General features: G+C 38.2%; 36 protein-coding genes. 29 read left to right on the forward strand and 7 right to left on the reverse strand.

What is annotated here, in order from left to right; all coding sequences use genetic code 11:
* The first annotated feature begins 100 nt into the window (after positions 1–100).
* The 3 genes from MK805_RS03365 (at position 101) to MK805_RS03375 (ending at position 2,372) form a co-directional block, all read left to right on the forward strand.
* On the forward strand, positions 101–418 hold the full coding sequence (locus tag MK805_RS03365) for a hypothetical protein (RefSeq protein ID WP_240873778.1): 318 nt from the start codon (positions 101–103) through the stop codon (positions 416–418).
* A 56-nt stretch (positions 419–474) separates the two neighbouring features.
* On the forward strand, positions 475–906 hold the full coding sequence (locus MK805_RS03370; protein WP_240873779.1) for a DUF6678 family protein: 432 nt from the start codon (positions 475–477) through the stop codon (positions 904–906).
* Positions 907–1,031: 125 nt separating this feature from the next.
* The gene (locus MK805_RS03375; RefSeq protein ID WP_240873780.1) at positions 1,032–2,372 is read left to right on the forward strand and encodes a D-alanyl-D-alanine carboxypeptidase family protein; all 1,341 of its coding nucleotides are present in this window, start codon (positions 1,032–1,034) and stop codon (positions 2,370–2,372) included.
* Positions 2,373–2,946: 574 nt separating this feature from the next.
* On the opposite strand, the gene MK805_RS03380 is transcribed toward MK805_RS03375, so the two are convergent.
* Positions 2,947–3,348, reverse strand: coding sequence for a DUF1885 family protein (locus MK805_RS03380; RefSeq protein ID WP_240873781.1), 402 nt, complete (start codon positions 3,346–3,348; stop codon positions 2,947–2,949).
* Between the two features lie 102 nt (positions 3,349–3,450).
* Here MK805_RS03380 and MK805_RS03385 point away from each other — a divergent pair, with 102 nt between their 5' ends.
* Both MK805_RS03385 and MK805_RS03390 read left to right on the forward strand, forming a co-directional pair.
* Positions 3,451–3,888, forward strand: a complete 438-nt coding sequence (locus MK805_RS03385) for a hypothetical protein (protein WP_240873782.1) — start codon at positions 3,451–3,453, stop codon at positions 3,886–3,888.
* A gap of 80 nt (positions 3,889–3,968) precedes the next feature.
* Positions 3,969–4,082 carry a GapA-binding peptide SR1P gene (locus tag MK805_RS03390; RefSeq protein WP_240873783.1) on the forward strand — a complete coding sequence of 38 codons (114 nt, stop codon included), beginning with the start codon at positions 3,969–3,971 and terminating at the stop codon, positions 4,080–4,082.
* Between the two features lie 93 nt (positions 4,083–4,175).
* Here the strand turns inward: MK805_RS03390 and MK805_RS03395 are convergent, their stop codons facing one another.
* Both MK805_RS03395 and MK805_RS03400 read right to left on the reverse strand, forming a co-directional pair.
* The gene (locus MK805_RS03395) at positions 4,176–5,666 is read right to left on the reverse strand and encodes an aminotransferase class I/II-fold pyridoxal phosphate-dependent enzyme (protein ID WP_240873784.1); all 1,491 of its coding nucleotides are present in this window, start codon (positions 5,664–5,666) and stop codon (positions 4,176–4,178) included.
* 101 nt (positions 5,667–5,767) lie between these two features.
* Positions 5,768–6,394 carry a YktB family protein gene (locus tag MK805_RS03400; protein WP_240873785.1) on the reverse strand — a complete coding sequence of 209 codons (627 nt, stop codon included), beginning with the start codon at positions 6,392–6,394 and terminating at the stop codon, positions 5,768–5,770.
* 235 nt (positions 6,395–6,629) lie between these two features.
* Between MK805_RS03400 and MK805_RS03405 the strand changes: the two genes are divergently transcribed.
* The 4 genes from MK805_RS03405 to MK805_RS03420 all read left to right on the forward strand — a co-directional run bounded on the left by MK805_RS03405 (position 6,630) and on the right by MK805_RS03420 (position 8,275).
* Complete coding sequence (locus tag MK805_RS03405) at positions 6,630–6,821, forward strand: hypothetical protein (protein WP_240873786.1); 192 nt, start codon at positions 6,630–6,632, stop codon at positions 6,819–6,821.
* A 112-nt stretch (positions 6,822–6,933) separates the two neighbouring features.
* Positions 6,934–7,659, forward strand: a complete 726-nt coding sequence (locus tag MK805_RS03410; protein WP_240873787.1) for a glycerophosphodiester phosphodiesterase — start codon at positions 6,934–6,936, stop codon at positions 7,657–7,659.
* Positions 7,660–7,707: 48 nt separating this feature from the next.
* Positions 7,708–7,974 carry a YlaH-like family protein gene (locus MK805_RS03415; RefSeq protein WP_240873788.1) on the forward strand — a complete coding sequence of 89 codons (267 nt, stop codon included), beginning with the start codon at positions 7,708–7,710 and terminating at the stop codon, positions 7,972–7,974.
* A gap of 22 nt (positions 7,975–7,996) precedes the next feature.
* The gene (locus tag MK805_RS03420) at positions 7,997–8,275 is read left to right on the forward strand and encodes a hypothetical protein (protein ID WP_240873789.1); all 279 of its coding nucleotides are present in this window, start codon (positions 7,997–7,999) and stop codon (positions 8,273–8,275) included.
* Here the strand turns inward: MK805_RS03420 and MK805_RS03425 are convergent.
* Positions 8,272–8,427 (reverse strand): DUF2197 domain-containing protein, encoded by a 156-nt coding sequence (locus MK805_RS03425; protein WP_240873790.1) that lies wholly within the window; start codon positions 8,425–8,427, stop codon positions 8,272–8,274. The two genes, MK805_RS03420 and MK805_RS03425, sit on opposite strands and share 4 nt — an antisense overlap.
* A gap of 568 nt (positions 8,428–8,995) precedes the next feature.
* On the opposite strand from MK805_RS03425, the gene MK805_RS03430 reads away from it, so the two are divergent.
* Positions 8,996–9,304 (forward strand): DUF4870 domain-containing protein, encoded by a 309-nt coding sequence (locus tag MK805_RS03430; protein ID WP_240873791.1) that lies wholly within the window; start codon positions 8,996–8,998, stop codon positions 9,302–9,304.
* A gap of 193 nt (positions 9,305–9,497) precedes the next feature.
* A complete protein-coding gene (locus MK805_RS03435) occupies positions 9,498–10,085 on the forward strand; it encodes a hypothetical protein (RefSeq protein WP_240873792.1) in 588 nt (195 codons plus the stop codon).
* A gap of 21 nt (positions 10,086–10,106) precedes the next feature.
* Here the strand turns inward: MK805_RS03435 and MK805_RS03440 are convergent, their stop codons facing one another.
* The gene (locus MK805_RS03440; RefSeq protein ID WP_240873793.1) at positions 10,107–10,871 is read right to left on the reverse strand and encodes a M15 family metallopeptidase; all 765 of its coding nucleotides are present in this window, start codon (positions 10,869–10,871) and stop codon (positions 10,107–10,109) included.
* Positions 10,872–11,105: 234 nt separating this feature from the next.
* Entirely contained in the window at positions 11,106–11,621 is a 516-nt protein-coding gene (locus tag MK805_RS03445; protein WP_240873794.1) for a YhcN/YlaJ family sporulation lipoprotein, read from the reverse strand.
* Positions 11,622–11,678: 57 nt separating this feature from the next.
* Here MK805_RS03445 and MK805_RS03450 point away from each other — a divergent pair, with 57 nt between their 5' ends.
* From MK805_RS03450 to MK805_RS03475, 6 genes are read left to right on the forward strand one after another with little or no spacing between them, the layout of a single operon-like run.
* A complete protein-coding gene (locus MK805_RS03450; protein WP_240873795.1) occupies positions 11,679–12,305 on the forward strand; it encodes an MBL fold metallo-hydrolase in 627 nt (208 codons plus the stop codon).
* 15 nt (positions 12,306–12,320) lie between these two features.
* Positions 12,321–12,881, forward strand: a complete 561-nt coding sequence (locus MK805_RS03455) for a TlpA family protein disulfide reductase (RefSeq protein WP_240873796.1) — start codon at positions 12,321–12,323, stop codon at positions 12,879–12,881.
* Between the two features lie 18 nt (positions 12,882–12,899).
* Entirely contained in the window at positions 12,900–13,619 is a 720-nt protein-coding gene (locus MK805_RS03460; RefSeq protein WP_240873797.1) for a cytochrome c biogenesis CcdA family protein, read from the forward strand.
* 18 nt (positions 13,620–13,637) lie between these two features.
* Positions 13,638–14,162 (forward strand): thiol-disulfide oxidoreductase ResA, encoded by a 525-nt coding sequence (gene resA / locus MK805_RS03465; RefSeq protein ID WP_240873798.1) that lies wholly within the window; start codon positions 13,638–13,640, stop codon positions 14,160–14,162.
* Positions 14,163–14,179: 17 nt separating this feature from the next.
* Positions 14,180–14,500, forward strand: a complete 321-nt coding sequence (locus tag MK805_RS03470) for a rhodanese-like domain-containing protein (protein WP_240873799.1) — start codon at positions 14,180–14,182, stop codon at positions 14,498–14,500.
* Positions 14,476–15,540: a class I SAM-dependent methyltransferase gene (locus MK805_RS03475; RefSeq protein WP_240873800.1), complete on the forward strand. Its 1,065-nt coding sequence runs from the start codon at positions 14,476–14,478 to the stop codon at positions 15,538–15,540. The genes MK805_RS03470 and MK805_RS03475 overlap by 25 nt, the downstream gene beginning before the upstream one ends.
* A 40-nt stretch (positions 15,541–15,580) precedes the next feature.
* Here the strand turns inward: MK805_RS03475 and MK805_RS03480 are convergent, their stop codons facing one another.
* Positions 15,581–15,805, reverse strand: a complete 225-nt coding sequence (locus MK805_RS03480) for a DUF2626 family protein (RefSeq protein ID WP_240873801.1) — start codon at positions 15,803–15,805, stop codon at positions 15,581–15,583.
* A gap of 323 nt (positions 15,806–16,128) precedes the next feature.
* On the opposite strand from MK805_RS03480, the gene MK805_RS03485 reads away from it, so the two are divergent.
* The 12 genes from MK805_RS03485 (at position 16,129) to MK805_RS03540 (ending at position 26,377) form a co-directional block, all read left to right on the forward strand.
* Positions 16,129–16,719, forward strand: a complete 591-nt coding sequence (locus MK805_RS03485; protein WP_240873802.1) for an RsfA family transcriptional regulator — start codon at positions 16,129–16,131, stop codon at positions 16,717–16,719.
* A gap of 153 nt (positions 16,720–16,872) precedes the next feature.
* A complete protein-coding gene (locus MK805_RS03490) occupies positions 16,873–17,094 on the forward strand; it encodes a biotin/lipoyl-containing protein (protein ID WP_240874269.1) in 222 nt (73 codons plus the stop codon).
* Entirely contained in the window at positions 17,091–17,993 is a 903-nt protein-coding gene (locus tag MK805_RS03495; protein ID WP_240873803.1) for a hydroxymethylglutaryl-CoA lyase, read from the forward strand. Before MK805_RS03490 ends, MK805_RS03495 begins: the two co-directional genes overlap by 4 nt.
* Positions 17,990–18,763, forward strand: coding sequence for an enoyl-CoA hydratase-related protein (locus MK805_RS03500; RefSeq protein ID WP_240873804.1), 774 nt, complete (start codon positions 17,990–17,992; stop codon positions 18,761–18,763). Before MK805_RS03495 ends, MK805_RS03500 begins: the two co-directional genes overlap by 4 nt.
* A 6-nt stretch (positions 18,764–18,769) precedes the next feature.
* Positions 18,770–20,272, forward strand: coding sequence for an acyl-CoA carboxylase subunit beta (locus MK805_RS03505; RefSeq protein WP_240873805.1), 1,503 nt, complete (start codon positions 18,770–18,772; stop codon positions 20,270–20,272).
* Between the two features lie 6 nt (positions 20,273–20,278).
* Positions 20,279–21,190 carry a ketopantoate reductase family protein gene (locus tag MK805_RS03510; RefSeq protein WP_240873806.1) on the forward strand — a complete coding sequence of 304 codons (912 nt, stop codon included), beginning with the start codon at positions 20,279–20,281 and terminating at the stop codon, positions 21,188–21,190.
* Between the two features lie 60 nt (positions 21,191–21,250).
* Positions 21,251–22,837, forward strand: coding sequence for a bacillithiol biosynthesis cysteine-adding enzyme BshC (bshC, locus tag MK805_RS03515; RefSeq protein ID WP_240873807.1), 1,587 nt, complete (start codon positions 21,251–21,253; stop codon positions 22,835–22,837).
* A 27-nt stretch (positions 22,838–22,864) separates the two neighbouring features.
* Positions 22,865–24,124 carry an adenosylhomocysteinase gene (locus MK805_RS03520; protein ID WP_240873808.1) on the forward strand — a complete coding sequence of 420 codons (1,260 nt, stop codon included), beginning with the start codon at positions 22,865–22,867 and terminating at the stop codon, positions 24,122–24,124.
* A gap of 216 nt (positions 24,125–24,340) precedes the next feature.
* A complete protein-coding gene (mraZ, locus tag MK805_RS03525) occupies positions 24,341–24,772 on the forward strand; it encodes a division/cell wall cluster transcriptional repressor MraZ (RefSeq protein WP_240873809.1) in 432 nt (143 codons plus the stop codon).
* Positions 24,773–24,787: 15 nt separating this feature from the next.
* Complete coding sequence (gene rsmH / locus MK805_RS03530; RefSeq protein ID WP_240873810.1) at positions 24,788–25,720, forward strand: 16S rRNA (cytosine(1402)-N(4))-methyltransferase RsmH; 933 nt, start codon at positions 24,788–24,790, stop codon at positions 25,718–25,720.
* Between the two features lie 107 nt (positions 25,721–25,827).
* A complete protein-coding gene (locus tag MK805_RS03535; protein ID WP_240873811.1) occupies positions 25,828–26,031 on the forward strand; it encodes a hypothetical protein in 204 nt (67 codons plus the stop codon).
* The gene (locus MK805_RS03540) at positions 26,024–26,377 is read left to right on the forward strand and encodes a hypothetical protein (RefSeq protein WP_240873812.1); all 354 of its coding nucleotides are present in this window, start codon (positions 26,024–26,026) and stop codon (positions 26,375–26,377) included. The genes MK805_RS03535 and MK805_RS03540 overlap by 8 nt, the downstream gene beginning before the upstream one ends.
* Positions 26,378–26,398: the final 21 nt, after the last annotated feature.

The raw sequence follows: 26,398 nt of genomic DNA on the forward strand, positions 1-26,398 counted from the left end.
TGGATACATCTATCTTTAGCGAAAAAAGACAAATGACTTGCATTACATATTCTGCAAATATACAATAGGCATTAACGAAATAGCTTAGGGGTGCTTTTTTTTGGATAATGAGCAACTACTAGAGGCGATTCAGAGCAGCTTCCTGTCGGAATTAAGCAAATTGGAAAATCGGATTTCGCAAGAAATGAATACGTTGAGACAAGATTCAAAAACTCGTTTTCTAAACGTCGAAGAATGTATTACCAAGTTGCATGATGATACGAGTGAAGGATTTCAGGAAGTCAAAAATATTTTGTATGAAGATGTTGTGGAAATTACTAATGAAATGGTAAGCGATAAAGAATTGATTAGAAGAGAAATCGATGCATTAAAGGGACGAATTTATTTACTAGAAAAGAAATTGAGTAAAATAAGTTAATAGATGTAACCTTCCGATGACTCTCTTTGAGTCGTTTTTTTATAGGGGAAATTAGTATGGGTGAATTAAAGCAGCGTGTTCAAGCTGTTATTAGAGAAAAACAACTAACTTCGCTTCTCAATCGTACCAAGTGGGAGAGATTACAGAAATCTGTAATAGAAGAATTAGCCTTTCCACCTGCGTATCAAATAAAATATGTATTGGAAAATAGGCCCTATCCAGAAAGCTTTGAACAAGATGTCTGGTATTGGGGGGATTGGGAAGAAGGACTTGAGCCTTTTTATCATATAGAGTGGATCCGGGTTAGACCACGATATGTAAAGAAAAGGGGAAAAATATCAGAGGGTGAAATTATTGATATTACAGAAGAATTCATCCGTTTACTACGAAAATGGAGGATTCCATTTGTTGTGAAAAAGGAATCCATTTATATATATGGTTATGTAAAACATGCAGATGTATTTTATGTTGATTGTCACAAAGAATAGGGTGTTTGTTTTTTTGCCTAAAAATGATAAAAAATTTAATAATTATCGACTATTCCTGTTTTCGGTATACTTAGTGGTGTTTTTTCGCTACCATAGTAGAGGCAGTGGAAAGAAGGAGTAGACGAATGAAGAAAATATGTTCGATATTGTTATTATCGATGAGCTTTTCTTTACTGATTTTACCTGTCAGTGTTTTTGCACAACCACAGGTAAAAATTATTACGAAGCAGTCAGTGTTTGAAGATGAGATCGTAGATTCGCCCAAAGAAAAACAGTCTCTTGTAAAAAGTAAAATCGAAAAAGAGCCAGACAATATCAAAACAACCCAAGATCAGACAAAACCAAATATTGAAGCAGAGGCATATCTTTTAAAGGACTATCTATCCGGTGTTGTCTTAGCGGAGAAAAATCAAAGTGATCCACGTCCGCCGGCAAGTATGACAAAAATGATGACAGCTTATATTGTACTGGACCAAATAAAACAAGGAAAACTTCATTGGACGGATGAAGCGGTGATTAGTAAGCGAGTCGAAGATATCAATGAAGCACAAATTTATTTACAAAAAAATGAAAAAATAACGATTAAAGAATTATTTACTGGATTAATGGTACAATCTGCAAATGATGCAGCAGTAGCTCTAGCAGAACATATAGCAGGGTCAGAAGAAGCATTTGTCAAATTAATGAATCAAAAAGCCAAAATATTGGGATTAAAACATACCCATTTTCTCAACTGCTCTGGATTGAATCAAGAAGATTACCCAGATCCTCCTAAAACCCAAGGTCAGCATGTGATGTCGGCAGAAGATACCGTTCAGTTAGCAAATATGCTAATAACTGTTCATCCAGAAATATTTGACTTTACTACCATCGCAACCTACACTTTTCATCCAGGCACCCCAAGAGAACAGAAAGTAAATAACTGGAATAGTATGTTGCCAGGATTAAAACATGAATATAAAGGCGTTCAAGGGATAAAAACGGGTTCCACCCAGCTGGCAGGCTTCTGTTTTGCTGGTACAGTGAAGCGAGATCAAACCCGTTTTCTATCTGTAGTAATGGGGACAACATCCAAAGACAAACGCTTTATCGAGACAAAAAAGTTGTATGACTATGGATTTAGTCAATTTAAACGGTTAACCTTTTTGAAGACAGGTCAATCAGTTCCCGGTCATGTTTATGTGCAAATTGCAAATGCAAAAGGGAAGAATCAAATTGCAATCGTTGCAAAAGATATAAACATACCTGTACCCGTACAAACCAAAAGCAAAAACGATTACAGTTATCATGTAACATATAAAAGTAATCTGAAGGCACCATTGAAAAAAGGTACAGTAGTGGGAATGGTAGAGCTTTATTATAAAGGGCATCAAATAGAAGGCTTTAAACCGATACAAGTTGTGACGAAAAATGCAGTAAAACAAGAGAACATCTTAGACCGTATCTCTGATTTTATAGCTAGCTAATATGGCAAAAGAGGCTGCTTACCTTAAATAGGAAGTGGTCTTTTTTTGTGAGAAGAAATAGACATCGATTTATGTTTGCAAAGTGCTTCATAAACAATTGCTAGACTTGAGCAATTAAATGTGTTCTATTTTTTGAAAAATGGCAATTCTATACATAACATATGGTATAATTAAGTGTCCATTCCTTGGACGACCTACGACTGAAGGGAACCCCCTTGAGCGACGAAAACGAGCAGAAGTGTAAGTGCAGAGATCGGTTTCACGACAAGGACTGCACCCTACAACTGAAGGGTGGGAACCAGTTCTGGGTGGAAGATCCCCAGAAGCCACAGTGTCGATGCTCAGCGAGCAAGGGACACCACCCGACCTGTACTTATCGCGGCCCGAAGCAACAGGGGTCGATCCCCAACCAGCGAATGTAGGTAGGTGTATCTATGAACGCATCTGCGATACCCAAAGCCCGTGTCCTAGCTTAAACAAGCCAAGGATGCGGGCCCGCGTTTGCAACTGATATATAAAATAATTTATATAGCATAGAAAAAAGCGGATGTCAGAAGACATTTCCGCTTTTTTATTAGGAATAAGCCATGATTCGTCCATTGAACAACTGCAATTCCCCTTTTAGCTGTTTGGCGATAAACTTTGCATACTCGTTGCCTTTGGCAACATCATGATGAGTGGCATCTTCCGGCAATACGATTTGTACATAATATTGCTGAGTATCTTCTTTTTGTCCTACTCCAATCACTATATGGTTGTTGAGATGAGGATCATTTCCTGTTAGAAGCAAATATTTGGTGCCGTCTGTTTCCTTTTCTTCCATCGTGTAGGGGAAAGCGGCTGCTTCGTAATCCCAAGCGAGCTGTTTTCCTGTATTGCGGGTCATTTCTCGATAATAGTTAAGTGTGTTTTGGACATCTGCTAGTTCAATCGTTTCAGTACGTCGAATGTAAGCGCTTTTTTTCAAAAAGATCATCTATCCTTTCTTAAAGGGAATTCATTTACTCCTCTGAATTGTACCACTTTACCGAATATGATACACTAACCGCTAGCAATGTTAGGAAAGGATTGGGTTTTTATGGATAAATCGGACTTGTTTGATGATCTGCGGGCGGAAATCGGTTCCGTAGCAGATGGTTGGAAAGGAAATGACACCGTTTTATATGAGGCAGTATGTCAACTTGTCTACGATCAAGTAGATGAATATAAAAGCGTTTCCATTTATTTGACAAAAGAAGATCACTTTGAACGGAAATTTCATCAAGGCATCGATACGTTGCCGATGAAGATTCCATATGGAGAAACCGTACTGAGCATTGCAGCCCTGCGTGGTGGTTTGTCGTCACATACGGATAACACATTTACCCAATTATGTATCCCATTTTATTATGGTCATCATTTGATTGGTGAGATTGTCATCACAACAGATACAAGGGATGGAGTAGATGATGATGATTACACGTTTTTTAGTGAGATAGCATCTCTGTTGGAAAATAAGTTGCAAAAATATAAATAAATGATAGCCTATTGACATAAATAGTATAACACAAATATAATAAAGGCACATACTAATACGACGGAGAGGAAGATGGGTAAATGGAAACCATCGTCTGCCAAACTTGTGAAGAAATTATTGCCTTTCAAGAAGCTGATAAAGTAGGTACGTTATACGGTACTTGTGATCATTGTCATGAGGATCATCAAGAATAAAGTAATAGGTTATACTCGTCCACCAATAGCGGACTTTTTTTAAAAGTAACAAAAAGCCTGATATCACAGTGTATCAGGCTTTTTGCTTTATATTTAATCTCGATGAACACGTCTTGTCCAATGGGAACGAATCACGCGGACGTTTTCCACAGAAGGGTCTTCGGTGCCTTGGACAATCAGTCCAGCTGCTTTGTTTTTTTCGATATAAGCGATATTTTCCTCGGTAATCCGTTCACCTGGCAGTAAGATAGGGATTCCTGGCGGGTACATAAAAATAAACTCTGCGATAATCCTTCCAGCGGCTTGTTGGAAAGGAATCGATTCGGATTCACTGTAAAATGCGGTACGCGGATTGAGTACGAGCTCTGGTATATCAGGCAGTGAGATCGATTCTTTTTCAGTCCACGTTTTCCCTGCAAAAGTAGTTGCTAGATCTCGGAGCCCATTTAGTAACTTCCTAATGGTTTCTTCTGTATCCCCTAGTGTTACCAGACAGAGAATGTTATACAAATCGCTCATTTCTGCCTCAATCTGATGATGCTCTCGTAACCAATCACTAGCCTCATGCCCGCTGATGCCGAGTTTTCCCACATGGATTAGTAGTTTGCTTTCATCTAAGTCATATCGGGCATCCGTACCTAACCACTCTCGGCCAACACAGATAAGTCCAGTAATCTCATTGATTTGTTCACGTGCATCTCTTGCCAATTTCAGCGTATGAGTGAGTGCTGCTTCTCCATGAATGGCCAAATACCTGCGAGCAGTGTCTAATGAAGCTAATAAGATATAAGACGTAGATGTAGTTGTCAGCATACTCATTATTGCTTGTATATGCTGAGGATCAACCAAGTTCCCTTGCATATTCAATACGGAACTTTGCGTGAGTGAACCTCCTAGTTTATGAACACTAGTCGCTGCCAAATCTGCTCCAGCATCCATTGCTGAAATCGGAAGTTCGGAGTGAAAATGCGTGTGAACCCCATGTGCTTCGTCTACCAAAACCGGAATGTTGTGTGCATGTGCAATTTGGACAATTTCTCGTAAATTACTAGTAAAGCCGAAATACGTAGGATTGATCACCAAGACTGCCTTAGCGTCAGGATGTTGCTCGATTGCTTCTGCGACTTGCATTGGAGTGATTCCATGTGCAATTCCGAGCATCGGGTCTAACTCTGGGTGAATAAAGATTGGGTTGCAGTCGGCAAATACAATAGCGGAGAGTACCGATTTATGGACGGTGCGTGGAACGATGATTTTATCTCCAGGTTTACAGGTGGCAAGGATCATCGCCATGATGGCACCGCTGGTTCCCTGTACAGAAAAAAAAGTCCGATCTGCGCCAAATGCTTCAGCTGCTAGTTTTTGGGCTTGATCAATGATTCCTTGCGGCTGGTGTAAGTCGTCCAATGGTTCAATATTTATTAAATCGATGGATAAAGCATTCATTCCCATAAACTCACGAAATTCTGCATCCATGCCTTGGCCTTTTTTATGTCCAGGTATATGAAAAGGTAATGGATTGGAATCGGCATATTTTTTCAATTTGGTAAAAAGTGGGGTGCTGTTCTGGTTGGATTGCTTCATTATTTTTTCGGCCCTGCTTTCTACTCGTAATCACAAAACAAGCCTATTGTACAAGAAATACACATGTAGGTAAATGATAATTATAAGATATTTATGTATTTTTATTCGAACGACAAATGATAAAGAGGTAGAAGCTGATCAAACGTCTTTTCTATTTTCTTTTGCAGGACATTGCCATTAAGACTTACTGCTTCTTTACGGGGGATTAGCATACCACAGAGAAATTCTGCTTTCTTTACGGTAGCTAACCGTTTCATGATCGATTCCCAATTCTCCTTATCCAATGTTTTAACTAGCGTAACATCTGGAATCGTGTGATCGAGGGAAATGTAGAAGTCTTTTGGTATTTGATTGCTATATTTTTGTACGTTTTTCAAGAAGTTGTTCGCAAATTGTTGCTTTTGTTCACATTCATAGATTAACGCGAACCAAGCAAAGACAAATGTATCCCGTAAACCTAATTGAAAATGAGGATGAGCTTTGTATCCTCGCTTATTGGTAGCCCAAGCGACCCATGTTTCCTCTGGTGGATTTACAGTTCTTCTGGCATGTCTTGCAATATGGGTGTAGACTGTATCTCCTAATTTGTTAGTCAAATGGGCAGAGACATGTTCTCCTATAGTTGAAAATTTCGGTTGAATTTCTCTTTGTAGCGCCTCCATTCTTGTCTCCAACCCATCAATCGCAAACACATGAAAATCTTGTTCTGTAAAAGTAGGGAATACCATGATCCATCTATCCTTTCTTTTTATCTTCTTTAGTATGTAGAAAGAATTAAATTTTACTATTTTCTTGTCTTCTTCTCATCAAATACCGTTACCTTCTTGCTATCCATTCATATACTAATTTAATCTCCAAAAAGGACTGGCTCCATGTGTTTATTTCAAATGAGCTCGGGGCATCCTGTTATCAAGTGGTGGAGTTGCCACTTGTTAGTAAAATGAAAAGGGGTGCAGTGGTTACATGGAAGATGTCATTCGAGCTTTCAAGTGCCGAGATCCGGAGAAACGAATTCCCGTATTACGTATGGAACTGGATTATGAGCTGTCCCTGTTGTACGAAGCAATGCTAGAAAATAGCGTACACAAAATAGATCAATGTAAAAAAAGATTGCAAGAAATACGCCGTGAAATGTTGATGTTAGAAGCATTGTAAAAACCCTGAAAAACCGCTACTCTCGATTAGTAGTGGTTTTTCTAATTTATAAGAAGCTAATAATCTCATTATGGCATATATTGAATTCAAGGAAAAACAAGGGGGTATGGGTATGGCAGTTCAAATTTTTGCTCACCGCGGTTATTCGGGAAGAGCGATGGAGAATAGCTTGACGGCTTTTCGAATGGCAAAGGAAGCAAAGGTAGATGGAGTTGAATTGGATGTTCATCTTACCCTTGATAGGGAAGTAGTCGTTATCCATGATGAAAGGTTGGATCGCACGACTACTGGAACAGGTTGGATCGGTCAATTATCTTATGATCAAATCTCCCAGCATTCTTTACTCACTTTGCCAAATGAAACAGTTCCAAAACTCTCCGATGTTTTGGAATTATTTTTCGATACATCTATTGTGGTGAATATCGAGTTGAAAAATCAATATATTCGCTATCCTCAATTGGCAGAAGAGGTAGTAAATTTAGTAGAGTATTATGGGATGCAGCAAAGGGTTATTGTATCTTCTTTTTATCATCCATGCTTAATAGAACTAAAAAAGTACAGACCGTCATGGAATATTGCTTTTTTGCTCGATTGTGCCCTTTATGAACCTTGGAAGTATGCGAAATCCTTGGATATCCACCAATTACACCTTCATTATACCGCTATTGATCAGCAACTCTATTCTGCATGTAAAAACAATGGTGTCGTAATCAGAGCTTATACGGTAAATGAAGAAAAAGAGATGTTTCGACTAGCATCGATCGGGATAGAAGCAATGATTACCAATTATCCGGGTAGATTGCGCCGAGTAATTGATCACATAGATATGGAATGTTAGAGTAGAAATGATGGTGTAGTATGGATAGACAAGGGAGTGTCGTTCACATTGTTTAACTGGATTTCTGAAGTCCCTCCATGGACGTTATACTTTATTATTTTGATCCTTAGTGTTGTGATTTATAAGGTAGCATTTGCTAGAAAATTACCACCTTTAAAATCACTCGTCATTTATTTTGTATTAGCAATAGGATGTGTGCTATTTTGGATCATGCAATTAGCACAATTTCCTATGATTCAGGCATTATTGATTACAGTAGCAATAATTGTTGTGACCCGTTTTCGACTTTGGTATAGTAAAAAACAGGCAAAATAGGGTTAAAATGGGAGGGTAAGAGGTGCAACAAAAAGACGCTCTGTTTAATTGGTTGCAAATCAAAATTGTTTGGGAAGCTAGACCAAGTGATGTATCTGCAAAAGATACAGTGGAATTCTTTCAAACTATGTTGAAAGAAGATCATGAGGTAACGGCTATAGAGATGAAAAAACAAGATCATGCATATCATGTTTCTTATCACCAAAAAGGGGAAGAGTATACGATCTCTTTCCCTGGAGAATTAGCGGAAAAATTATTAAAGGATATTACAGAAGAGCCCAAATATAATCAATGTCTCTAAGTTTTTTCCATACGATGCATATTTACTTTTGCCGTAATTCGATCATGACAAGCATCACAGATTTGAATCTTATGGGGATGTTTTATAATTTTTCTGGCTTGTGATTTGGTAGGTGTAAATGGTTCATCACAAAGAATACAAATTACTTTCATCAGAATCAATAATTCCTTTCTAAGTAAACAGGTCATACATCCTTAAGTATACACCAAATTTTTTCATTATAGTATCTCGAGCGAGAAAACCCATGGTTTAATATCGTGGGATGAAAGCGAACGTTGGATAAGAGGAAAGAATTTCCTTCATCTGTTCAACCTTTAAAAAAAGCAATTTTACAAACAAACATTCGCATGGTAATATATGTCTAGTCGCAGCAGACGAAAACCAAGTTGTTTGCGGCAAAGAAGAAATTAACAAACGAAAACCGTGGGGAACACGGGGTTAGCTTGGTAATAAAATAGTCATGAGACTATCGTCCCAAGAATCCAACGGTTTTAGCCATGTGGAGTTGTAAAAAAAAGAGAGTAGCAACTTTTCTGTTCTGCTCTCTTAGTTTTTTTCAAATATAATTAAAAAGGCACATCAACTGGTTATATAAAGAAGATCGTAAAAAGTAGTGTATATACGACTTAAGATGGAGAGAAGAATACAACTTATCTCCCAAGCAAATTGTATTGTTTATTTATATAATGGAGATAACGAAAAAGAAAAGGAGCGGTTACATTGGACACCAAGGGAATAAAAATTTTGGTGCATGCTAGTACATGGTTTGCTCCAATCTTACTCCCATGTATTGTCTTCTTTATCATCCAAGATCGATCTGTGAAGCGAATTTCCCTCCAAGCCATATTTTTTCACTTGATCATGGTAGTATTGATTTCTGTATCGTGGTTTTTCTCCTTCATTCTCATAGGTATACCATTCTTGATTATTTTCGGGCTGATGGCGATTATTTGTCCAATTATGGGTATCATCTATGCAGTGCAAGATCGCCAATACCAATATCCAATTGTGAAATGGTTTATCCAGTAAAAGTACAAGAAAGGATAGAACTTCATGTTCTATCCTTTCTTTTTTTTAGGATTCGCATTATATTAATATAAAAAATGTTTTTATATTTTATTTGTTTCATTGTCTGTTATACTGCAAATAACATCATTCGGAATCTTAATTTTTATATCGTGGAATTTAATAATGCAGTGGATAGACAATGGAGGAAAATAATATGGTGGAAGCAGATTTAGTGAATCTTTGTAAACTTGGAAATATCCCATCGACCACTTTCTTTCATCAACCGACGAGAAGTGCAGCCGAAACTCAAGCAGTATTACCAAAAGGATGCCTTGTACAAAAAACCATTACATGCAAGTTAGCTGATAAAACTACAAATAAACTTGTTTTATGGACGGGTGTTGCTGATTTTCGAATTCATCGTTCTTTACATAGAGAGGCATCTCAATTATTAAATTTAAAACGAATTCGAAGTCATACATTTAATCCGAAAGAGATTGAACCCCTACAATTTTATGGTGTTCCAGAAGGAACAGTGAATCCCTTTCTTTCTTATAGCTCACCTGCTACCAGGAATCTCGATGCTATTTTTTTTCTTCCTTGGCCTAGTGAATGGAATGAAAAATACAAAGTCGCTATTTCATTGTCACTGCAAGAAAGTCTTATCATTTCACTCTCTCATTTAAAGCATTTACTATGGGAATACCAGCAACGGATTTTTCCAGATTTACATGTTTTTGAACTTTCAGAGATACCATCTTATATGGCACAAGAAGTAAAAAACAACAACTATCCTAACTAATGTTGTTGTTTTTTTATTTATCTATTTCTTTATGGATATCGCTTCATAATATTCTTCTAAAGTAATCTTTTTTTGGGTAATCTCTTTTGCTATTGCTACTCCTACATAGCGAATATGCCAAGGTTCGTATTTATACCCAGTAATTGCTTCTTTTCCTTTTGGATAACGGATAATAAATCCAAATTCCTGTGCGTGTTCTGCTAACCATTTGGCTTCAGGTTTTTTTCCAAAACAATCTTCTGCTGCACAGGTTCCGTCTTTACCTGTCATATCAATGGAGAGACCTGTTTCATGTTCACTTGTTCCAGGGATTGCACTATAGGTTCTTGCTTTGTTATATCCGTCACGTTTTACATAATTATTGAAAAGTGCTTGTTGTGTTTGATAGGAGCGATATCCTGAAACTCCTTTGAGGAAAATATGATCCTTTTTCGCATCTTTCACCATTTTTTCTAATTGAACTGCTGCTTCTTTGCGTAGTTGGCGTTTTTCGGTAGAAGCACTTGCAAGAAAAGGTATGTTAGGGAAGACCAAATCTTTTGGGTTAAAAGTTTCTGGTAATTTATTGAACTTGTTTACCAACACGGAGATATTATCAGGTTGAGCTACTATTTGTAACTGTTTGGAAGCTGGAACCTCAGTGTTACTTGATTGTTGGTTCGTTTGTACTACAATCGATTCCGGTGATGTGACTTTTGGATTGGTAGGTTCTGCATGATTGGTACATCCAAACGATACCAGAGAAATTAGACAACAGGTCATGCAGATCGCAAATTGCTTTCTCATTATGTGATTCTCCTAATGTAGGTATGATTTTAAGAGTTGCGGGATAGGAGTAGTAAGAGTGAGCAAAAACATAAAATGTTTAGACTTCAACAGACACCTATTTAATATATTTATGGTAAAGAAAAAGAGGGAATAAATCAAATGGCAAATATAGAGGAAATGAGAAATTTTCTATAAAAATAGAAAAAGCCATCCTATTTTTAGAATGGCTTTCCTATGAACCAAAAGGTTTTCTTATTTTTTAGGAACTACTTTAGTAGGTTGTGGTGCGATTCGTTCAGCAATCGCTGCTAATTCTTTTAAGGTCCCAGAAATAGGCTTACCTTGACGTATATCCTTTGCTACGTTTTTAATACGTTGCACTAAATCTACATCTGCAGTAACGAGAGCTTTTGCACCAACAGGGTCTTTGTGTAAAGCTTCTGCGACAGAATATTTCACTGTCCCAACTCTACCTCGATCCAAATTTGCGTCTAAATCAAGACCGACAATCGAGTATTTTCCAACCGAGACAGCAGTTGCATCTTTTACATGAGGCACATGCTTGGCAATTTGTTCAAGTCGATTGGAAACATTCCGGGAAGATTTGTTATACTGAGGGACGGGAACAGTTTGTTTTACCCGCTGGGTATAAGAAATCTTTTGGGTTTTAGGTGTAACTTTATTTGGAGCGGATTTTTGTGGCGCACATCCAAATAAGAGCCCTGCGGTCAAACTAAATATACCAATCAAACGAATAAAAGCAACCATATATGGATAACTCCTTTCTGTCAGTTATCCTTTAGTTTGCTCAAAGGAGAGCTCTTCATGCAGGTGGAAAAATATGTATTAGGGCCTATTGCGACTAATAGTTATCTGCTTTATGATGAAACGAGTAAACAAGGCGTTGTAATCGATCCAGGGATGAACCCGACAGTTTTAACGGATCGGATTAGGCAATTGGGTTTAACAATAGAAGCAATATGTTTAACGCATGCACACTTTGATCATATCGGGGGATTAGGGATATTAAAAAAACTTACGAGTGCTCCTGTTATTGTCCATGAGACCGAACAAACTTGGCTTTGTGATCCTGTTCTAAATGGTTCAGGTACATTTGCTGGAACAGAGCCTATGTCATTTGAACCTGCAGATATAGCGGTCAAAGGTGGAGAAACCCTTTCCTTTATGGGGAAAAATTTTAAAGTATTGTTTACTCCAGGTCATTCCCCTGGTAGCATTTCCCTTTTCGATGGAGAAATGGTCATTTCAGGTGATGCCTTGTTCAAAGGAGCGATCGGACGTACGGATCTCCGAGATGGCGATTATACAACTTTGATTCAGTCCATTGAAACTCAATTATTTACACTAGCAGATGAAATTATTGTTCATCCTGGACATGGTCCGTCTACGACGATTGGTCATGAACGAAATACCAATCCGTTTTTTTCCTAAGAAGGAGGAAGACTGTTGAAGTTGATTCGCACTTTACTTATATTTGTTCTGCTTATTGCAGTAATATATGCTGTATATGATGCTTCCGTAAATCAAAAACCGGTAGTCCAGTATGCAAACTGCAAAGGAGATATCGGGATTGAAGTGAAAAACTGTGCACCGAACTTTAAATTAAAAACGTTAGATGGTAAGAAAGTGGAACTGTACCAAACCAATGGTAAACCCACAATTATCAATTTTTGGGCATCATGGTGTGATCCATGTAAAAAAGAAATGCCTTTTTTAGAAGCAGCGTACAAAGAACACAAAGATCAAATAAACTTCCGAATGGTAAATGAGACTTCGCAAGATACCATACCAAACATCAAAAAGTTTATGAAACAGTATAAATACACTTATCCAGTTATTTTGGATCAAGAAAATGAAGACGGTCAGACAATTGGAACAGACCACTATCAATTGCTAGGTGTTCCAACTACCTTTGTCATCGATTCAACTGGAATGATAACACATAAAGTCGTTGGTGAAATGAGTAAAGAAGAACTGCAAGATATTCTCGATGAAGTGTTATCGTAGAGAGGATAAATTTTCATCATGGAACAAGTAACAATTTGGTTAGCATTTGCAGCAGGAATGCTGTCATTTGTTTCTCCCTGCTGTCTACCGCTTTATCCTTCATATCTGTCATACATAACTGGGGTTTCTGTCTCACAGTTAAAAGAAGAAGGTCGCTCTACACATCTCACTAAGTTAACAATGATCCACACCTTCTTCTTTTTACTTGGTTTTTCACTCGTTTTCTATGCATTAGGTTTTACTTTTTCATGGATTGGTCAATCATTTGTAAATTACAAAGATTTGATTCGTATGCTCGGCGGCGTTTTGTTGATTTTTATGGGTTTATTCCTCATCGGGATCATTGAGCCAAAATTTATGATGCGTGAAAAGAAATGGGATGTGTCCAAACAAGGTCTGGGTTATCTGAGTTCTATGCTGATCGGTATCAGTTTTGCGGCTGGTTGGACACCTTGTTTGGGACCAATACTAGCTTCTGTGCTAGCTATTATCACAATCAAGGCACAGTTAGGAATCGGTTTTTTGTATATCACGATGTATGTGCTTGGATTCGCAATCCCTTTTTTCATAATGGCCTTTTTTATTGGACGAACCAAATGGATACTCAAATATTCGAACCAGGTCATGAAGGTTGGTGGAGGGTTGTTGATTTTATTCGGCATTATTTTATACACCAATCAAATGACCACCATTATCACTTGGTTTACCAATCTAACCGGAGGTTTTACCGGGTTTTAGTCTGAAGGGGAAAAGAAAATGAAGAAACAGACAAGATATTGGGTGAGAAGGATATTATTGCTTTGCTTAATTGGACTAGTAGGATACGCAATTTACCAAGTTTCTACGGATACAGGTGGAAAACCAGTAGAAGGTGATAAAGCTCCAAATTTTACTCTTACTACACTCGATGGGAAGCAGCGAAGCCTTTCGGAACTAAAAGGCAAGGCAATTATGCTCAACTTCTGGGGGACTTGGTGCCCTCCTTGTAAGACAGAAATGCCAGTGATTCAACAAGCTTACATCATGAACAAAAACCGCGGATTTGAAGTTGTTTCTGTTAATATCCATGAGAATGAGTTACCAGTTAGTAATTTTGTTAGACAATTGGGACTTACTTTCCCCATCTGGATGGATAAAGATAGGGAAGTAGTAAAACAATACAAGATCGGACCCATTCCTAGTTCCTTTTTTATCAATCGAGATGGGGAAATTGTAAAGAGAGTGGAAGGTCCCTTGCAACTGAGTCAATTGCAACAACTAATTGATCAAATAACATCTTAGACTATGGAGTGATCTATATGGAAAAATACCAACATATACCTGCATCTGTTTTTGGAAAAAAGTTTGAAGAGGAAAAACATAATTATGTTTTTGTTGATGTTCGTACCAAAGAAGAATATGAGGACGCGCACGTAGAAAATTCCATCCATATTCCATACGATGAAATGGAAGAACGTTATGAAGAATTACTTTCTCATAAAGATGAAAATATTTTGTTGATCTGCCGAAGTGGGATGCGCAGTCAAATTGCAGCTCAAATACTCTCCGAACGGGGATTTGAAAAGCTGTATAATCTCGAAGGAGGCTTATTGGAGTGGACTGGTCGTCTACACAGATAGAAGGGATGTCGCAAGTGATTCGCAGTCATTTGCGGCAGACTTCTCATGAACAACTACCTTTTGCAAAAGTTATGGAACTTGCTTTATATCATTCCTCTTATGGTTATTACACGAAGCCCATTCCCAAATTAGGGAAAACGGGCGATTTTTTTACCAATGTTCATGTTAGCAATCTATTTGGACGTGTTTTGGCGGACTATTTTTTGCAATATTGGCAAGAATACAAGTCACCCTATCCTCTTCAATTGGTTGAAGTAGGAGGGGGCGATGGCAGATTAATGGAGCAGATCGCAAATCAATTTCATCAAAAATCAATCCCAAAATCAGAGGTTTTTTTGTATGCCCTAGAGAAAAGCAAATATCATCAATCCCTGCAGCAAAAAAGGATGAAGGATATCCCTTATGAAGTTAAATGGATTCAACAGTGGAAGGAAATACCTTATGCTCCCTTTACCATTGTCTATCTACATGAACTGATCGATGCTTTTCCAGTGCATCGTCTGTTCTGGAAAAAAGGAAAGTGGTGGGAGATTTATGTTTCTGAGCAAAATGGTGAATTTATAGAAGTATATGGGAAGCTGTCGAAGGAAGAATTAGTGCTATATACAGACTCCATTAAGGGTGATCTGGCAGAAGAACAACAAATAGAAGTGAATCTTCATGCTAAATCTTGGATACAAGAAGTTGCAAATGGCTTGGAGTCTGGGTTGATATGGACACTGGATTACGGCGGACTATCAAGGGGATTACATAGTATTCGATATTTAGATGGAACAGTACGGTTTTACCAAAATCATCAACATGTGTTTGATCCCTATCAAAAATTAGGAGCAGTGGATATAACAGCCCATGTCAATTTTGAAGATCTGACAAGTTGGGGAGAGGAAGTTGGTCTAACTACTATTTTTTATGGAACCCAGGCGAAGTTTTTACAAATTGCAGGGATATTATCATACACTAACCCGCTTTATCGAAATGCAATCAAACAGCTTCTATTGGGGATGGGAGAGCATTTCCAAGTTCTCATACAAAAGAAATAGACGAGAAAAAAGAACCCTACATACAAGGGTTCTTTTTGGGCTAATAAACAAAAGTTGCGTATGCCACCATACCACAGAAAGATATCAACATGTAGCTACCAAATATGTACATATAAGTTTTTTCTGTGAAACGTTGGTAACCAAGCACTACAAACAAGATGGCTTGGAAGATGAAGAGACCTGCTTGGGTGTACATATGACCAGCAACAAACATCAACGCGATTGCTAGTGCCCAAAAACCGAGTACACGAAACATGCGATCCACAAAACCACAGCCTTTCAATAGATCAAGATGAGTCAAGAAATAATTACCGTTATTAAGAGCATCCGCTCAAGCAATCTTTATTATACCTAGTTCAGATATTTGGTTCAAGTAGTGTTACGGCAAAGGGTTACATCTAGATACTAGCATAACTCTTTTGGCATATTTCTTTGCATCACCCTTGAGAAAATATATTCGTTAATCCCCATAAAACGTATAGTTCTAGCAATTTGAGGATATAAAAAGGATAGAGATATACTATTGTTCGGTTTTTAAGCATAGGATAGAACAGTCAAAAATATTGCTTAGAAAAGGAGGTTTTGAATATGGCTGTAAAGCGTCAAGATGCTTGGTCATCAGAAGACGATATGGTATTAGCTGAAGTAACCTTGCGACATATTCGTGATGGCGGTACACAATTATCTGCATTTGAAGAAGTAGCTGAGCGATTAGGAAGAACTCCTGCTGCTTGTGGTTTTCGCTGGAATAGTTCTGTTCGTAAAAATTATGATGCAGCAATACAAGTAGCCAAAACAGAACGTCAAAGACGTGGGCAAGAAAGGGCACGTTATACAACTCCTATAACTCTTAGTAGTGTTCGAGTAGATAATACTCCAACATTGGAATCATATGAGGATGAATATTCATTAGATCATGTTATCCGATTTTTGCGTCAGCATAAAAATGAAGTAGGGGAATTAAAAAAACAACAAAAACAACTGGAACAAGAGTTATATGAAAGAGAAGATGAACTAAGGCGTTTGGAACACGAAAATAAAGCAATGAAAGAACAATTGAATGCGGTAGAGTCGGATTACCAATTGGTAAATGAAGATTATCGCACATTGGTGCAAATTATGGATAGAGCGAGGAAATTAGCTGCAAGAAACGAAGACTTAGAAAAAGAACCGAAATAATCTCCAGTACTGCTGACCAACCAAGTCGGCAGTTTTTTATTTTAAAAGAATCGACGCTAATCGGGGAAAATTTGATACGATAGAAAGGAAATATATTTTGTCCAAACTGAATATTTTTTAGAAATGATTGGCAAAAAGAAAGGGGTTTTTATGATGGCAAAAGTAGAAGCGACAATCGTAGGGATTGTTTCGAAGATACTGGTTTCCATCGGGGAAGAAATCCAAAAAGGCCAAGAAGTAATTGTATTAGAGTCCATGAAAATGTTAATCCCAGTAGAAAGCGCTATCGCAGGGAAAGTTACGGCTGTCCATGTGAAAGAAAGTGATTTTGTCAATGAAGGAGAAGTTTTAATAGAACTGGAAGAATTAGTATGAAAGTGAAAATAGTAGAGGTAGGACTCAGAGATGGATTGCAAAATGAACCCAAAATGCTCTCTACTGACTTGAAATTGGAATTGATCAACAGGCTTATCACTGCCAATCTCACGAATCTTGAAATAACTTCATTTGTCCATCCCAGATGGATTCCCCAATTAGCAGATGCAGATCAACTGGTTCCAAAACTTACCACTACTAATAAAAAGATCAGCTATCGAGCGCTAGTTCCCAATCTTAAAGGAATGGAGCGCGTAAAGTCCCCACCTTTGACAGAAATAGCCGTTTTTGTATCAGCAAGCGAGACACATAATCTCAAAAATGTAAACGGTAACATAAAATCCACCATCGATCAAATCGCACAAATTGTGCAAAAAGCTAAAATATATGCACTGCCCGTAAGAGGCTATATATCTTGTGTTTTTGGATGTCCCTATGAAGGAGAGGTTTCTTTAGCAGTTGTAGAAAACCTATGTTCTTGTTTGTTTGATTTAGGGGTGTACGAAGTTTCCCTAGGAGATACGATCGGTATTGCAGTTCCCAAACAAGTGAAGCAAGTACTTCAATCCCTGCAAACTTCTTTTTCAGGTAAGTTAGCCATGCATTTTCATGATACAAGAGGGCTCGCATTGGTTAATACTTATATGGCGTTAGAAAATGGTGTTACAACCTTCGATAGTTCGATAGGAGGAATAGGAGGATGTCCTTATGCACCAGGAGCTTCTGGAAATGTAGCAACAGAGGAAGTAATAACCTTATTACATGGTTTAGGTGTCGAAACGGGAATTGATTTAAATACTCTGTGTGAAACAGCTCATTGGTTACAAAGTGTACTAGGAAAAAAGCTTCCTTCAAAAGTATTACAGTATTATCTTAGCAAAGGTGGGAATGAAGGATGACTTGGATCAAGAGGGAACAACGTGGATTTATCACATTACTTCAACTACAACGCCCGGAAGTACATCATGCACTTAACCGGCCATTATTGCGTCAATTAAGTCAATATCTAGACGAAATAGAGAAAGAAAAAACCAGAGTAGTGATCATCACAAGTACAGGGGAAAAAGCATTCTGTTCGGGCGCAGATTTAAAAGAACGTCAAACAATGAGTGAAGATGAGGTAAGGAAGTATCTCACCTTGATTCGACAAACTTTTTTTCAAATTGAATCTTTGTATTGTCCTGTCATTGCTGCTATTGAAGGGATAGCATTCGGTGGTGGAATGGAGTTAGCTCTTGCTTGTGATTTTCGAATTGCTGCAAAAAACGCAGTATTTGCCCTGCCTGAAACTTCATTAGGAATTATTCCTGGAGCGGGTGGGACACAACGTTTAAGTCGAATAGCTGGTATAACCGCAGCAAAAGAGCTCATTTATACAGCTAAACGTATATCTGCAGAAACTGCAAACAAGATGGGGATTGTCAGCAAAGTAACCATGACAGGAGAAGCTTTGAATGAGGCAATTTTTATGGCGGAGGAAATTGCCAAAAATGCACCATTGGCTGTTTGGCAAGCGAAAATGGCGATTGGGGAGGGTTATCTTTTAGAAATAGGATTAGCGATGGAAAAAGAAGCTTATGCCTATGAGCATTTGATCCCTACAAAAGATCGTTTAGAAGGTTTGTCAGCATTTCAGGAGAAGAGAAAGCCACGGTTTCGAGGGGAGTAATAGAATATGAGTGAACTTACTGATAAAAGTAAACGATTACAAAATGGAGGTCATCCTAAATATCATCAGAAATTGGCGGAGCAGGGTAAATTGTTTGCTCGAGAACGTTTAGCACTGTTACTGGATGAAAATTCTTTTGTTGAGGATGGATTATTAGCTAATTCATTGGAGGAAGGATTGCCTGCTGATGGAGTGATCACGGGAATAGGAAAAATAAATGGCATGACAGTTTGTGTTATGGCAAATGATTCAACAGTAAAAGCAGGTTCTTGGGGGAAAAGGACAGTTGAAAAAATCATTCGTATCCAAGAAACAGCAGAAAAATTAAAAGCTCCTCTGTTTTATTTGGTAGACTCTGCTGGAGCACGAATAACAGATCAACTAGAGATGTTTCCTGGAAGACGTGGAGCTGGAAGGATATTTTATAATCAAGTCAAGCTATCCGGTGTAATCCCACAAATTTGCCTCTTATTTGGCCCGTCAGCTGCTGGTGGGGCTTATATTCCAGCTTTTTGTGATGTTGTTATTATGGTAGATAAAAACGCCAGTATGTACCTAGGCTCTCCAAGAATGGCTGAGATGGTGATTGGACAGAAGGTTTCTTTGGAACAGATGGGGGGAGCACGTATGCACTGTTCCATCAGTGGCTGTGGGGATTTTTTAGCAAAAGATGAGGCCGATGCCATATTGATTGCTCAAACCTACTTTTCTTATTTCCAAACACCAGTACAAGTCGATTATTGCATCAGTCCCATAGCTGATAAAATTAGCGAGCTTATTCCACACGAACAAAATGTTCCATTTGATATGAAAGAAGTAATAGGTGCATTGGTTGATAAGGATTCGATTTTGGAGCTCAAAGAACTTTTTGCTCCAGAATTAATTACGATGTTTGCACGTCTTAAAGGCAAGACGATTGGGATCATTGCGAACCAATCGAAAACAAAAGGGGGAGTTTTATTTGGTGATTCTGCGGATAAAGCAGCCCGATTTATTACCTTGTGTGATGCCTATCAGATACCATTACTCTTTTTAGTGGATGTACCCGGATTTATGATTGGTACACAAGTAGAGAGAGCAGGTATCATTCGTCATGGAGCCAAAATGATCGCAGCAATGGCAGAAGCGACCGTTCCAAAAATATCGGTGATTGTTCGGAAAGCATACGGAGCTGGTTTATATGCGATGGCAGGTCCAGCATTCGAACCAGATTGTTGTATTGCACTGCCGACAGCTCAAATCGCTGTGATGGGTCCAGAAGCAGCAGTAAATGCTGTTTATCATAATCAGATTCAAGCTTTAAATCCAGAAGATCGCGATTCTTTTATTCAAATGAAAAGAAAGGCGTATCAGGAAGATATTCATATCTATCGGCTAGCTAGTGAATTGATTGTGGATGTCATGGTGGAACCTGAAGATTTGCGAAATGAGTTAGCAAAAAGGTATGATCTATATAGTGAAAAACAAGTGAATTTCAGTAAACGAAAACATCCTATTTATCCGGTGTGAGATCAGATGAAAATTGGTATAATTGGAGGAGGGTCACTAGGGCTTTTATGGGCTACTCGTATGAGTGAGTATGCAGACGTGACCCTGATTTGTAAATCTGAGCAACAAGCTGAAGTGATCAGGCGAGATGGTGTTATCCTTACCACTTTAAATGGTCAAAAAATCAGATATCGGGTTACAGCAGAATGGATTGATGAATTCAATCATTCTGCTGGTTTTGATGTGCTGTTTCTGATGACTAAACAGCCAGCATTGAATCGAGTACTTTCTATTATTCCATCTTTTACCCATGAACAAACGCATGTCATAGCATGGCAAAATGGTCTAGGGCATGTCGAAAAATTACGAGCCTGCTCTTATTCCAATAGTTATGCGGTCGTAACAACCGAAGGTGCGAGAAAAATATCAGTAAATCATGTCCATCATACAGGAAATGGCTATGTTCGAATAGGGAGTGTAAATCAGATTCAAGAAGATGCCATTGATCCACTTTTTCTTTCTCTCATGCAATCTATTGGGATTCAGTGGGTTGAGGATATTGAAAGGTATATGTGGCAAAAGTTTGCAATAAATGTAGTGATCAACCCTTTGACGGCCCTTTTGGAAATACCAAATGGAAAATTGATGGAGATAGAGACACAAACTATTATCAAACAACTGATTAAAGAACTATGTTTAGTAGCAGATGCAAAAGGTTTTTACCTCAACCAGACAGAGATTTATCAACAAGTGAGCGAAGTTTGCTTTATGACGTCAAAGAACTTATCTTCGATGCTTCAAGATATTCGAAATAAACGACAGACAGAAATTGATTCTCTCAATGGAATAGTAGTTTCGTATGCTGACCAACTTCGTTTGGCTGTTCCTACTCATATTGCTTTGACTGAGTTGATAAAAGCAAAAAGTATGTTGTTTTGAGCATGTGGTATACTTAACTTATGATAAGTAAGTAGCATCTGGAAGAAGGGCTGGCGGAAATTGAAAATAGAAAAGTGTTTGATTCCTAATGAGAAACTCCAACAAAAAACATTGTTTTACCATTATGATCCAACCCAAGACGAAAGCTACTTTGAGCGTTATCGTTATGTAACCAATCAAAAATACAAACGTGAACAGTTGGTAGAAGTCCTTCGGAATTATCATCATCCTGAATTAGTCCATCCAGCTATCGAATTAAATCTAGATCGATTGTCATCAACTGATAGCGTTGTTGTTATTGGGGGACAACAGGCTGGTATATTAACAGGACCGTTATATACGATTTATAAAGTGATCACGATTATTCAATTAGCAAAGAGGGAAGAAGAACGCCTCCAAAAACCTGTAATACCTGTTTTTTGGATTGCTGGAGAAGATCATGATAGGCAAGAAGTAGACCACGTTTTTATGCCTGAAGGAACAGGTATGGTGAAACATTCCTTCCCATTGCAAGATACGAAAAAAGCATCTGTGTCTACTATTACAATCGAACCACATGTTGTTCACCAATGGCTAGATGAGCTGCATCAAGCGATTGCAGACCGCCCATATAAAACAGGTTGGGTTGCTCTTTGTGAGCAACTGACACAAGAACCTGTTACATGGACTAGATTTTTTGCCAAAATCCTTCATTACTTATTTGCAGAATATGGTTTATTGTTAATTGATTCCCATGATACGCTGCTGCGGGAACTGGAGGCAGATTACTTCCACCAAATGATTGATAAGAACCATGTGCTGGGTGACGCGGTGAGCCGGGGTATTCAAAAATGGGAAGAAGGAGGGAGTCCCTCACCTCTACAATTTGAAGATAACCAAGCCCATCTATTCATCGAAGAAAACGGACAGAGGGTTGCCCTTTATCGAGAGGGAAATCAATTTACTAGTCGTAATCATTTTTTTCAGTATAAAATAGATGATCTACATGAAAAGCATAACAGACTTAGTAACAATGTAGTAACTCGGCCACTGATGCAGGAGATGGTATTTCCAGTTCTGGCTTTTGTTGGAGGATCCTCAGAAATAGATTACTGGGGTTGTTTAAAAGAAGCTTTTTCTGTATTCGGATTGCAAATGCCCATTGTTTATCCTAGACAAAATGTTACAATTGTGGAGCGTTCGATTGAAAAATATCGAGAAAATTGGGGAGTAGATTGGGAAACTTTATTTGCAGGTAAAGGGCAATCATTGATAGAGTTATGGAAACAGACCAATCAACCACCTAATGTAGAGCAACAATTTGCAGAATTAACCCATCGATTGGAAGAACTCTACACACCATTTCTTCAAGAACTTACCCAAACAGTAGGTGGGAATATGGAGCAAATGGGAGAGAGTACAGCAAAAAAGTTACAAAATCATGTGAGTTGGTTGAAACAAAAAGCATATGGTGTAATAGATACACAATTAGAAGTGACGCTTCGGCAACAGAGGATGGTTGTAAACGCGATCTATCCACTAGAGGGATTACAAGAGCGATGTTATAACCTTGTTTATTTTTGGAATAACTATGGACTAGATTGGCTCCATATGTTATGTAAACAAGAGTTACCCGAATGGAATACTCATCAATTGTTATTTCTATAGGTAAAAAAAGAAGGAGTGAAGCGTTAAATGAATGCTTTGACAGACAGTGTAATAAAAGATATCTCTTTGGCCCCAAGTGGGAGACAGAAGATCAATTGGGCAAAAGACCATATGCCTGTTTTAAATAGAATCAGAGAACGGGTAATCGTCGAAAAACCGCTCGCAGGAAAACGAGTAGCTATTTCTCTTCATTTAGAAGCAAAGACAGCGTGCATGGCAGAATTGATTCGGGATGCCGGTGCTGAAGTTGTCATTACAGGAAGCAATCCTCTCTCTACGCAAGATGACATTTGTGCCGCTCTGGTTTCAGAAGGTGTAACTGTATTTGCTCGTTACAATCCAACTCCAGAAGAGTATAAGTCTCATTTTATTATGACATTGGAAACAAAACCTGATCTTATCATTGATGATGGTGCAGATTTAGTGACCATTCTACATAGTGAACGTCCAGACTTATTAGAACAAATACAAGGCGGATGTGAAGAGACCACCACAGGAATTAAACGTTTATTGTCATTAGAAAAATCAGGGCAGTTAAAGTTTCCAATGATTGCAGTAAACGATGCATTTTCTAAATCACTATTTGATAACCGTTATGGCACTGGCCAATCTGTTTGGGATGGGATCAATCGTACCACCAACCTAGTAGTTGCAGGAAAGACCGTAGTAGTAATTGGTTATGGCTGGTGCGGAAAAGGTGTAGCAATGCGCGCAAAAGGACTAGGTGCTCGTGTAATTGTCGTGGAAGTGGATGCTATCAAAGCTACAGAAGCTCATATGGAAGGTTTTACTGTTTTACCAATGGTGGAAGCAGCAAAGCAAGGCGATTTCTTTGTAACTGTTACGGGAAACAAGGCTGTTATTAGCCGTGATCATTACGAAGTGATGAAAGATGGAGCGATTTTGGCAAATGCTGGTCATTTTGACATCGAAATCAATATAGTAGCACTTGAAGAAATGGCTGTAAAAGAAGAAGTAGTGAGGAAAGATATCACCCAATATCTGTTAGCAGATGGACGCAAAATCAATTTACTGGCCGAAGGGCGTTTAGTAAACCTAGCAGCAGGTGATGGTCATCCAGCTGAAATAATGGATATGACCTTTGCACTGCAAGTGTTAAGTCTCCTTTATTTAAATCAATCCAATGAAAAAATTGGAGCACATGTGATTGATGTTCCCTATGAAATTGATGAACAAGTATCACGTCATTTCTTGGAATCATTAGGAATTCAAATTGATGAATTAACTCCAGAGCAAACAGAATATCTCAATAGCTGGCAAGTTTAATCATATTTTCCAAAATAAGATAATTTTGTTCAAATCCTGTACACAAGTGCAGGATTTTTTGTATGGATTGTGGTATACTTACCAATGTGGAGGAAAGTGGAGGGAAGTGGAGAGCTGTGGTTCCACTTATCATTCAACTAAGAGTAAGAAGTGAGGGATAGCAGAAAACTCATAAAACTGGTCATTTTATGAGTAGATCAGGAGGGTCACATTGGCATGTTTATGGGGGAGTTTCATCACAGTGTTGATGAGAAGGGAAGAATGATTGTCCCAGCAAAATTTCGAGAAAATCTCGGCTCCTCTTTTGTCCTAACTAGAGGACTGGACCAATGTATTTTTGCTTACCCTCGAGCAGAATGGACACAACTAGAACAGAAGCTAAAAGCCCTACCCTTTACCAAAGCAGATGCACGTGCCTTTACTCGGTTTTTCTTTTCAGGTGCTTGTGAAGTTGATTTGGACAAGCAAGGCAGAATTGTATTACCATCGAACTTGCGAACTTTTGCTAATCTTACAAAAGAATGTGTCGTTCTTGGAGTTTCTTCCAGGGTTGAGATTTGGGATCGATCGATTTGGGAAAGCTACTATGCAAAATCGGAAGAGTCGTTCAATGAAATTGCAGAAAGTATTGTCGACTTTGACTTGTAAAAGGATGATCAAGCATTGTTTCAACACATCACTGTATTGTTAAATGAATCCGTAGATGCACTGAACATTAAATCAGATGGCGTATATGTAGATTGCACCTTAGGCGGCGCAGGACATAGCAGCTTGATCGTAAAAAGATTGGGACCAAATGGCACACTTATTGGTTTGGATCAAGATAATCGAGCACTAGAAGCAGCAAAACAAAAAATAAGCCAAGCTTCCTGCAGAGTGATTTTACATAAGGCTAATTTTCAACATGTAAAAGAAGTAGTAAAGTCATATGGTATCGACCAAGTAGATGGTGTTTTATTCGATCTAGGAGTTTCATCTCCTCAGTTAGATGAAGGGGAGAGAGGATTTAGCTATCATGAAGATGCACCGCTCGATATGCGTATGGATCAAGAACAAGAATTAACTGCTTATCAAGTGGTCAATCAATATTCCGAAGAAGAACTGAGTCGTATTTTATTTCAGTATGGGGAAGAGAAATTTTCTAGGAGGATTTCTCATCATATTGTGCAACATCGGATGCACAAACCTATTGAAAGAACGGCTGAGTTAGCGGAAATTATCAAAGAAGCAATACCAGCAGCAACAAGGAGAAAAGGACCTCATCCAGCTCGAAGGTCATTTCAAGCTATACGTATTGCAGTGAATAACGAACTTGGAGTGTTTGAGGAAGCTTTGCAACAAGTAGTACCTCTACTTCGAAAAGGTGGGAGAGTAGCGGTCATTTCCTTTCATTCCTTGGAAGATCGAATTTGTAAACATTTTTTTCAAGAACAAGCAGTTGGTTGTATCTGTCCCAAACATTTTCCTGTTTGCGTTTGTGATCATAAACCAGCTCTCACCATCATAACAAGAAAACCCATTGTTCCTACGAATGATGAAATAGAAGTAAATGCACGTGCTAGGTCAGCTAAGTTACGAGTAGCAGAGAAATTATAGAGGTCAAAAAAAGAATTCAAATAAATGAAAAGATAGATGAAGGTCAAAAAAAGAAATTGGGTCAATGAAGGACAAAAAGAGAGAATAGAAGAGATGGTAAAACGGTCATGAAGACAGTCTTGTTAGATAAAAGAAGAATCATTGTAACAAAAAGAAAAATAGAAGAACATAGGTCAATCGATTTAACTGGTCGAAGGGTTGGTATTCAAATGAATCCCACGACTTTAGCCTTGTGGAGTTTCAAAAAATACATCATTCTTCAGTTGTGTAAAGGATTTGAGCGAAGAGTAGAGGGGGATCATTGTGCGTAAAGAACAAGGGAATACCTCGTTAGCCTATCAATTACCAGTATCTACACCTAAGACTCGCACTCAACCAAGATCAAGAAGAGTTATCAAAGGTCTTCCGTCCAGTGAAAAAGTACTATACTTAGTAAGTACAGTTATATGTATCATGGCTGCTATCTTTGTATTAACTCGATATGCTGAATTAACGCAACTAGATGTATCTATCCAACAAACGGAGTCAAGAATTAACAAAGTAAAAGAATTGAATACTCAGTTAGACTCTGAAAAATTGAAAGGAAGTAGCTTAGAACATATTCGTCAGTTTGCAGAGCAAAACGGATTGCAAATCATTCCCTCTATTCACCCTTAGTTAGGCGTACAATTTGTCAAA

The sequence above is a fragment of the Shimazuella soli genome, from assembly GCF_022511585.1.
GTDB lineage: Bacteria > Bacillota > Bacilli > Thermoactinomycetales > Thermoactinomycetaceae > Shimazuella > Shimazuella soli.

What these genes read in the sequence shown, in the direction of transcription:
- MK805_RS03370 (WP_240873779.1), top strand. Translation starts at nt 475, where the DNA reads ATGGGTGAATTAAAGCAGCGTGTTCAAGCTGTTATTAGAGAAAAACAA.
- MK805_RS03375 (WP_240873780.1), top strand. Translation starts at nt 1,032, where the DNA reads ATGAAGAAAATATGTTCGATATTGTTATTATCGATGAGCTTTTCTTTA.
- MK805_RS03380 (WP_240873781.1), bottom strand. Translation starts at nt 3,348, where the DNA reads ATGATCTTTTTGAAAAAAAGCGCTTACATTCGACGTACTGAAACGATT.
- MK805_RS03385 (WP_240873782.1), top strand. Translation starts at nt 3,451, where the DNA reads ATGGATAAATCGGACTTGTTTGATGATCTGCGGGCGGAAATCGGTTCC.
- MK805_RS03390 (WP_240873783.1), top strand. Translation starts at nt 3,969, where the DNA reads ATGGAAACCATCGTCTGCCAAACTTGTGAAGAAATTATTGCCTTTCAA.
- MK805_RS03395 (WP_240873784.1), bottom strand. Translation starts at nt 5,666, where the DNA reads ATGAAGCAATCCAACCAGAACAGCACCCCACTTTTTACCAAATTGAAA.
- MK805_RS03400 (WP_240873785.1), bottom strand. Translation starts at nt 6,394, where the DNA reads ATGGTATTCCCTACTTTTACAGAACAAGATTTTCATGTGTTTGCGATT.
- MK805_RS03405 (WP_240873786.1), top strand. Translation starts at nt 6,630, where the DNA reads ATGGAAGATGTCATTCGAGCTTTCAAGTGCCGAGATCCGGAGAAACGA.
- MK805_RS03410 (WP_240873787.1), top strand. Translation starts at nt 6,934, where the DNA reads ATGGCAGTTCAAATTTTTGCTCACCGCGGTTATTCGGGAAGAGCGATG.
- MK805_RS03425 (WP_240873790.1), bottom strand. Translation starts at nt 8,427, where the DNA reads ATGAAAGTAATTTGTATTCTTTGTGATGAACCATTTACACCTACCAAA.
- MK805_RS03435 (WP_240873792.1), top strand. Translation starts at nt 9,498, where the DNA reads ATGGTGGAAGCAGATTTAGTGAATCTTTGTAAACTTGGAAATATCCCA.
- MK805_RS03440 (WP_240873793.1), bottom strand. Translation starts at nt 10,871, where the DNA reads ATGAGAAAGCAATTTGCGATCTGCATGACCTGTTGTCTAATTTCTCTG.
- MK805_RS03445 (WP_240873794.1), bottom strand. Translation starts at nt 11,621, where the DNA reads ATGGTTGCTTTTATTCGTTTGATTGGTATATTTAGTTTGACCGCAGGG.
- MK805_RS03450 (WP_240873795.1), top strand. Translation starts at nt 11,679, where the DNA reads ATGCAGGTGGAAAAATATGTATTAGGGCCTATTGCGACTAATAGTTAT.
- MK805_RS03460 (WP_240873797.1), top strand. Translation starts at nt 12,900, where the DNA reads ATGGAACAAGTAACAATTTGGTTAGCATTTGCAGCAGGAATGCTGTCA.
- resA (WP_240873798.1), top strand. Translation starts at nt 13,638, where the DNA reads ATGAAGAAACAGACAAGATATTGGGTGAGAAGGATATTATTGCTTTGC.
- MK805_RS03470 (WP_240873799.1), top strand. Translation starts at nt 14,180, where the DNA reads ATGGAAAAATACCAACATATACCTGCATCTGTTTTTGGAAAAAAGTTT.
- MK805_RS03485 (WP_240873802.1), top strand. Translation starts at nt 16,129, where the DNA reads ATGGCTGTAAAGCGTCAAGATGCTTGGTCATCAGAAGACGATATGGTA.
- MK805_RS03490 (WP_240874269.1), top strand. Translation starts at nt 16,873, where the DNA reads ATGGCAAAAGTAGAAGCGACAATCGTAGGGATTGTTTCGAAGATACTG.
- MK805_RS03495 (WP_240873803.1), top strand. Translation starts at nt 17,091, where the DNA reads ATGAAAGTGAAAATAGTAGAGGTAGGACTCAGAGATGGATTGCAAAAT.
- MK805_RS03500 (WP_240873804.1), top strand. Translation starts at nt 17,990, where the DNA reads ATGACTTGGATCAAGAGGGAACAACGTGGATTTATCACATTACTTCAA.
- MK805_RS03505 (WP_240873805.1), top strand. Translation starts at nt 18,770, where the DNA reads ATGAGTGAACTTACTGATAAAAGTAAACGATTACAAAATGGAGGTCAT.
- MK805_RS03510 (WP_240873806.1), top strand. Translation starts at nt 20,279, where the DNA reads ATGAAAATTGGTATAATTGGAGGAGGGTCACTAGGGCTTTTATGGGCT.
- MK805_RS03520 (WP_240873808.1), top strand. Translation starts at nt 22,865, where the DNA reads ATGAATGCTTTGACAGACAGTGTAATAAAAGATATCTCTTTGGCCCCA.
- mraZ (WP_240873809.1), top strand. Translation starts at nt 24,341, where the DNA reads ATGTTTATGGGGGAGTTTCATCACAGTGTTGATGAGAAGGGAAGAATG.
- MK805_RS03535 (WP_240873811.1), top strand. Translation starts at nt 25,828, where the DNA reads ATGAAGACAGTCTTGTTAGATAAAAGAAGAATCATTGTAACAAAAAGA.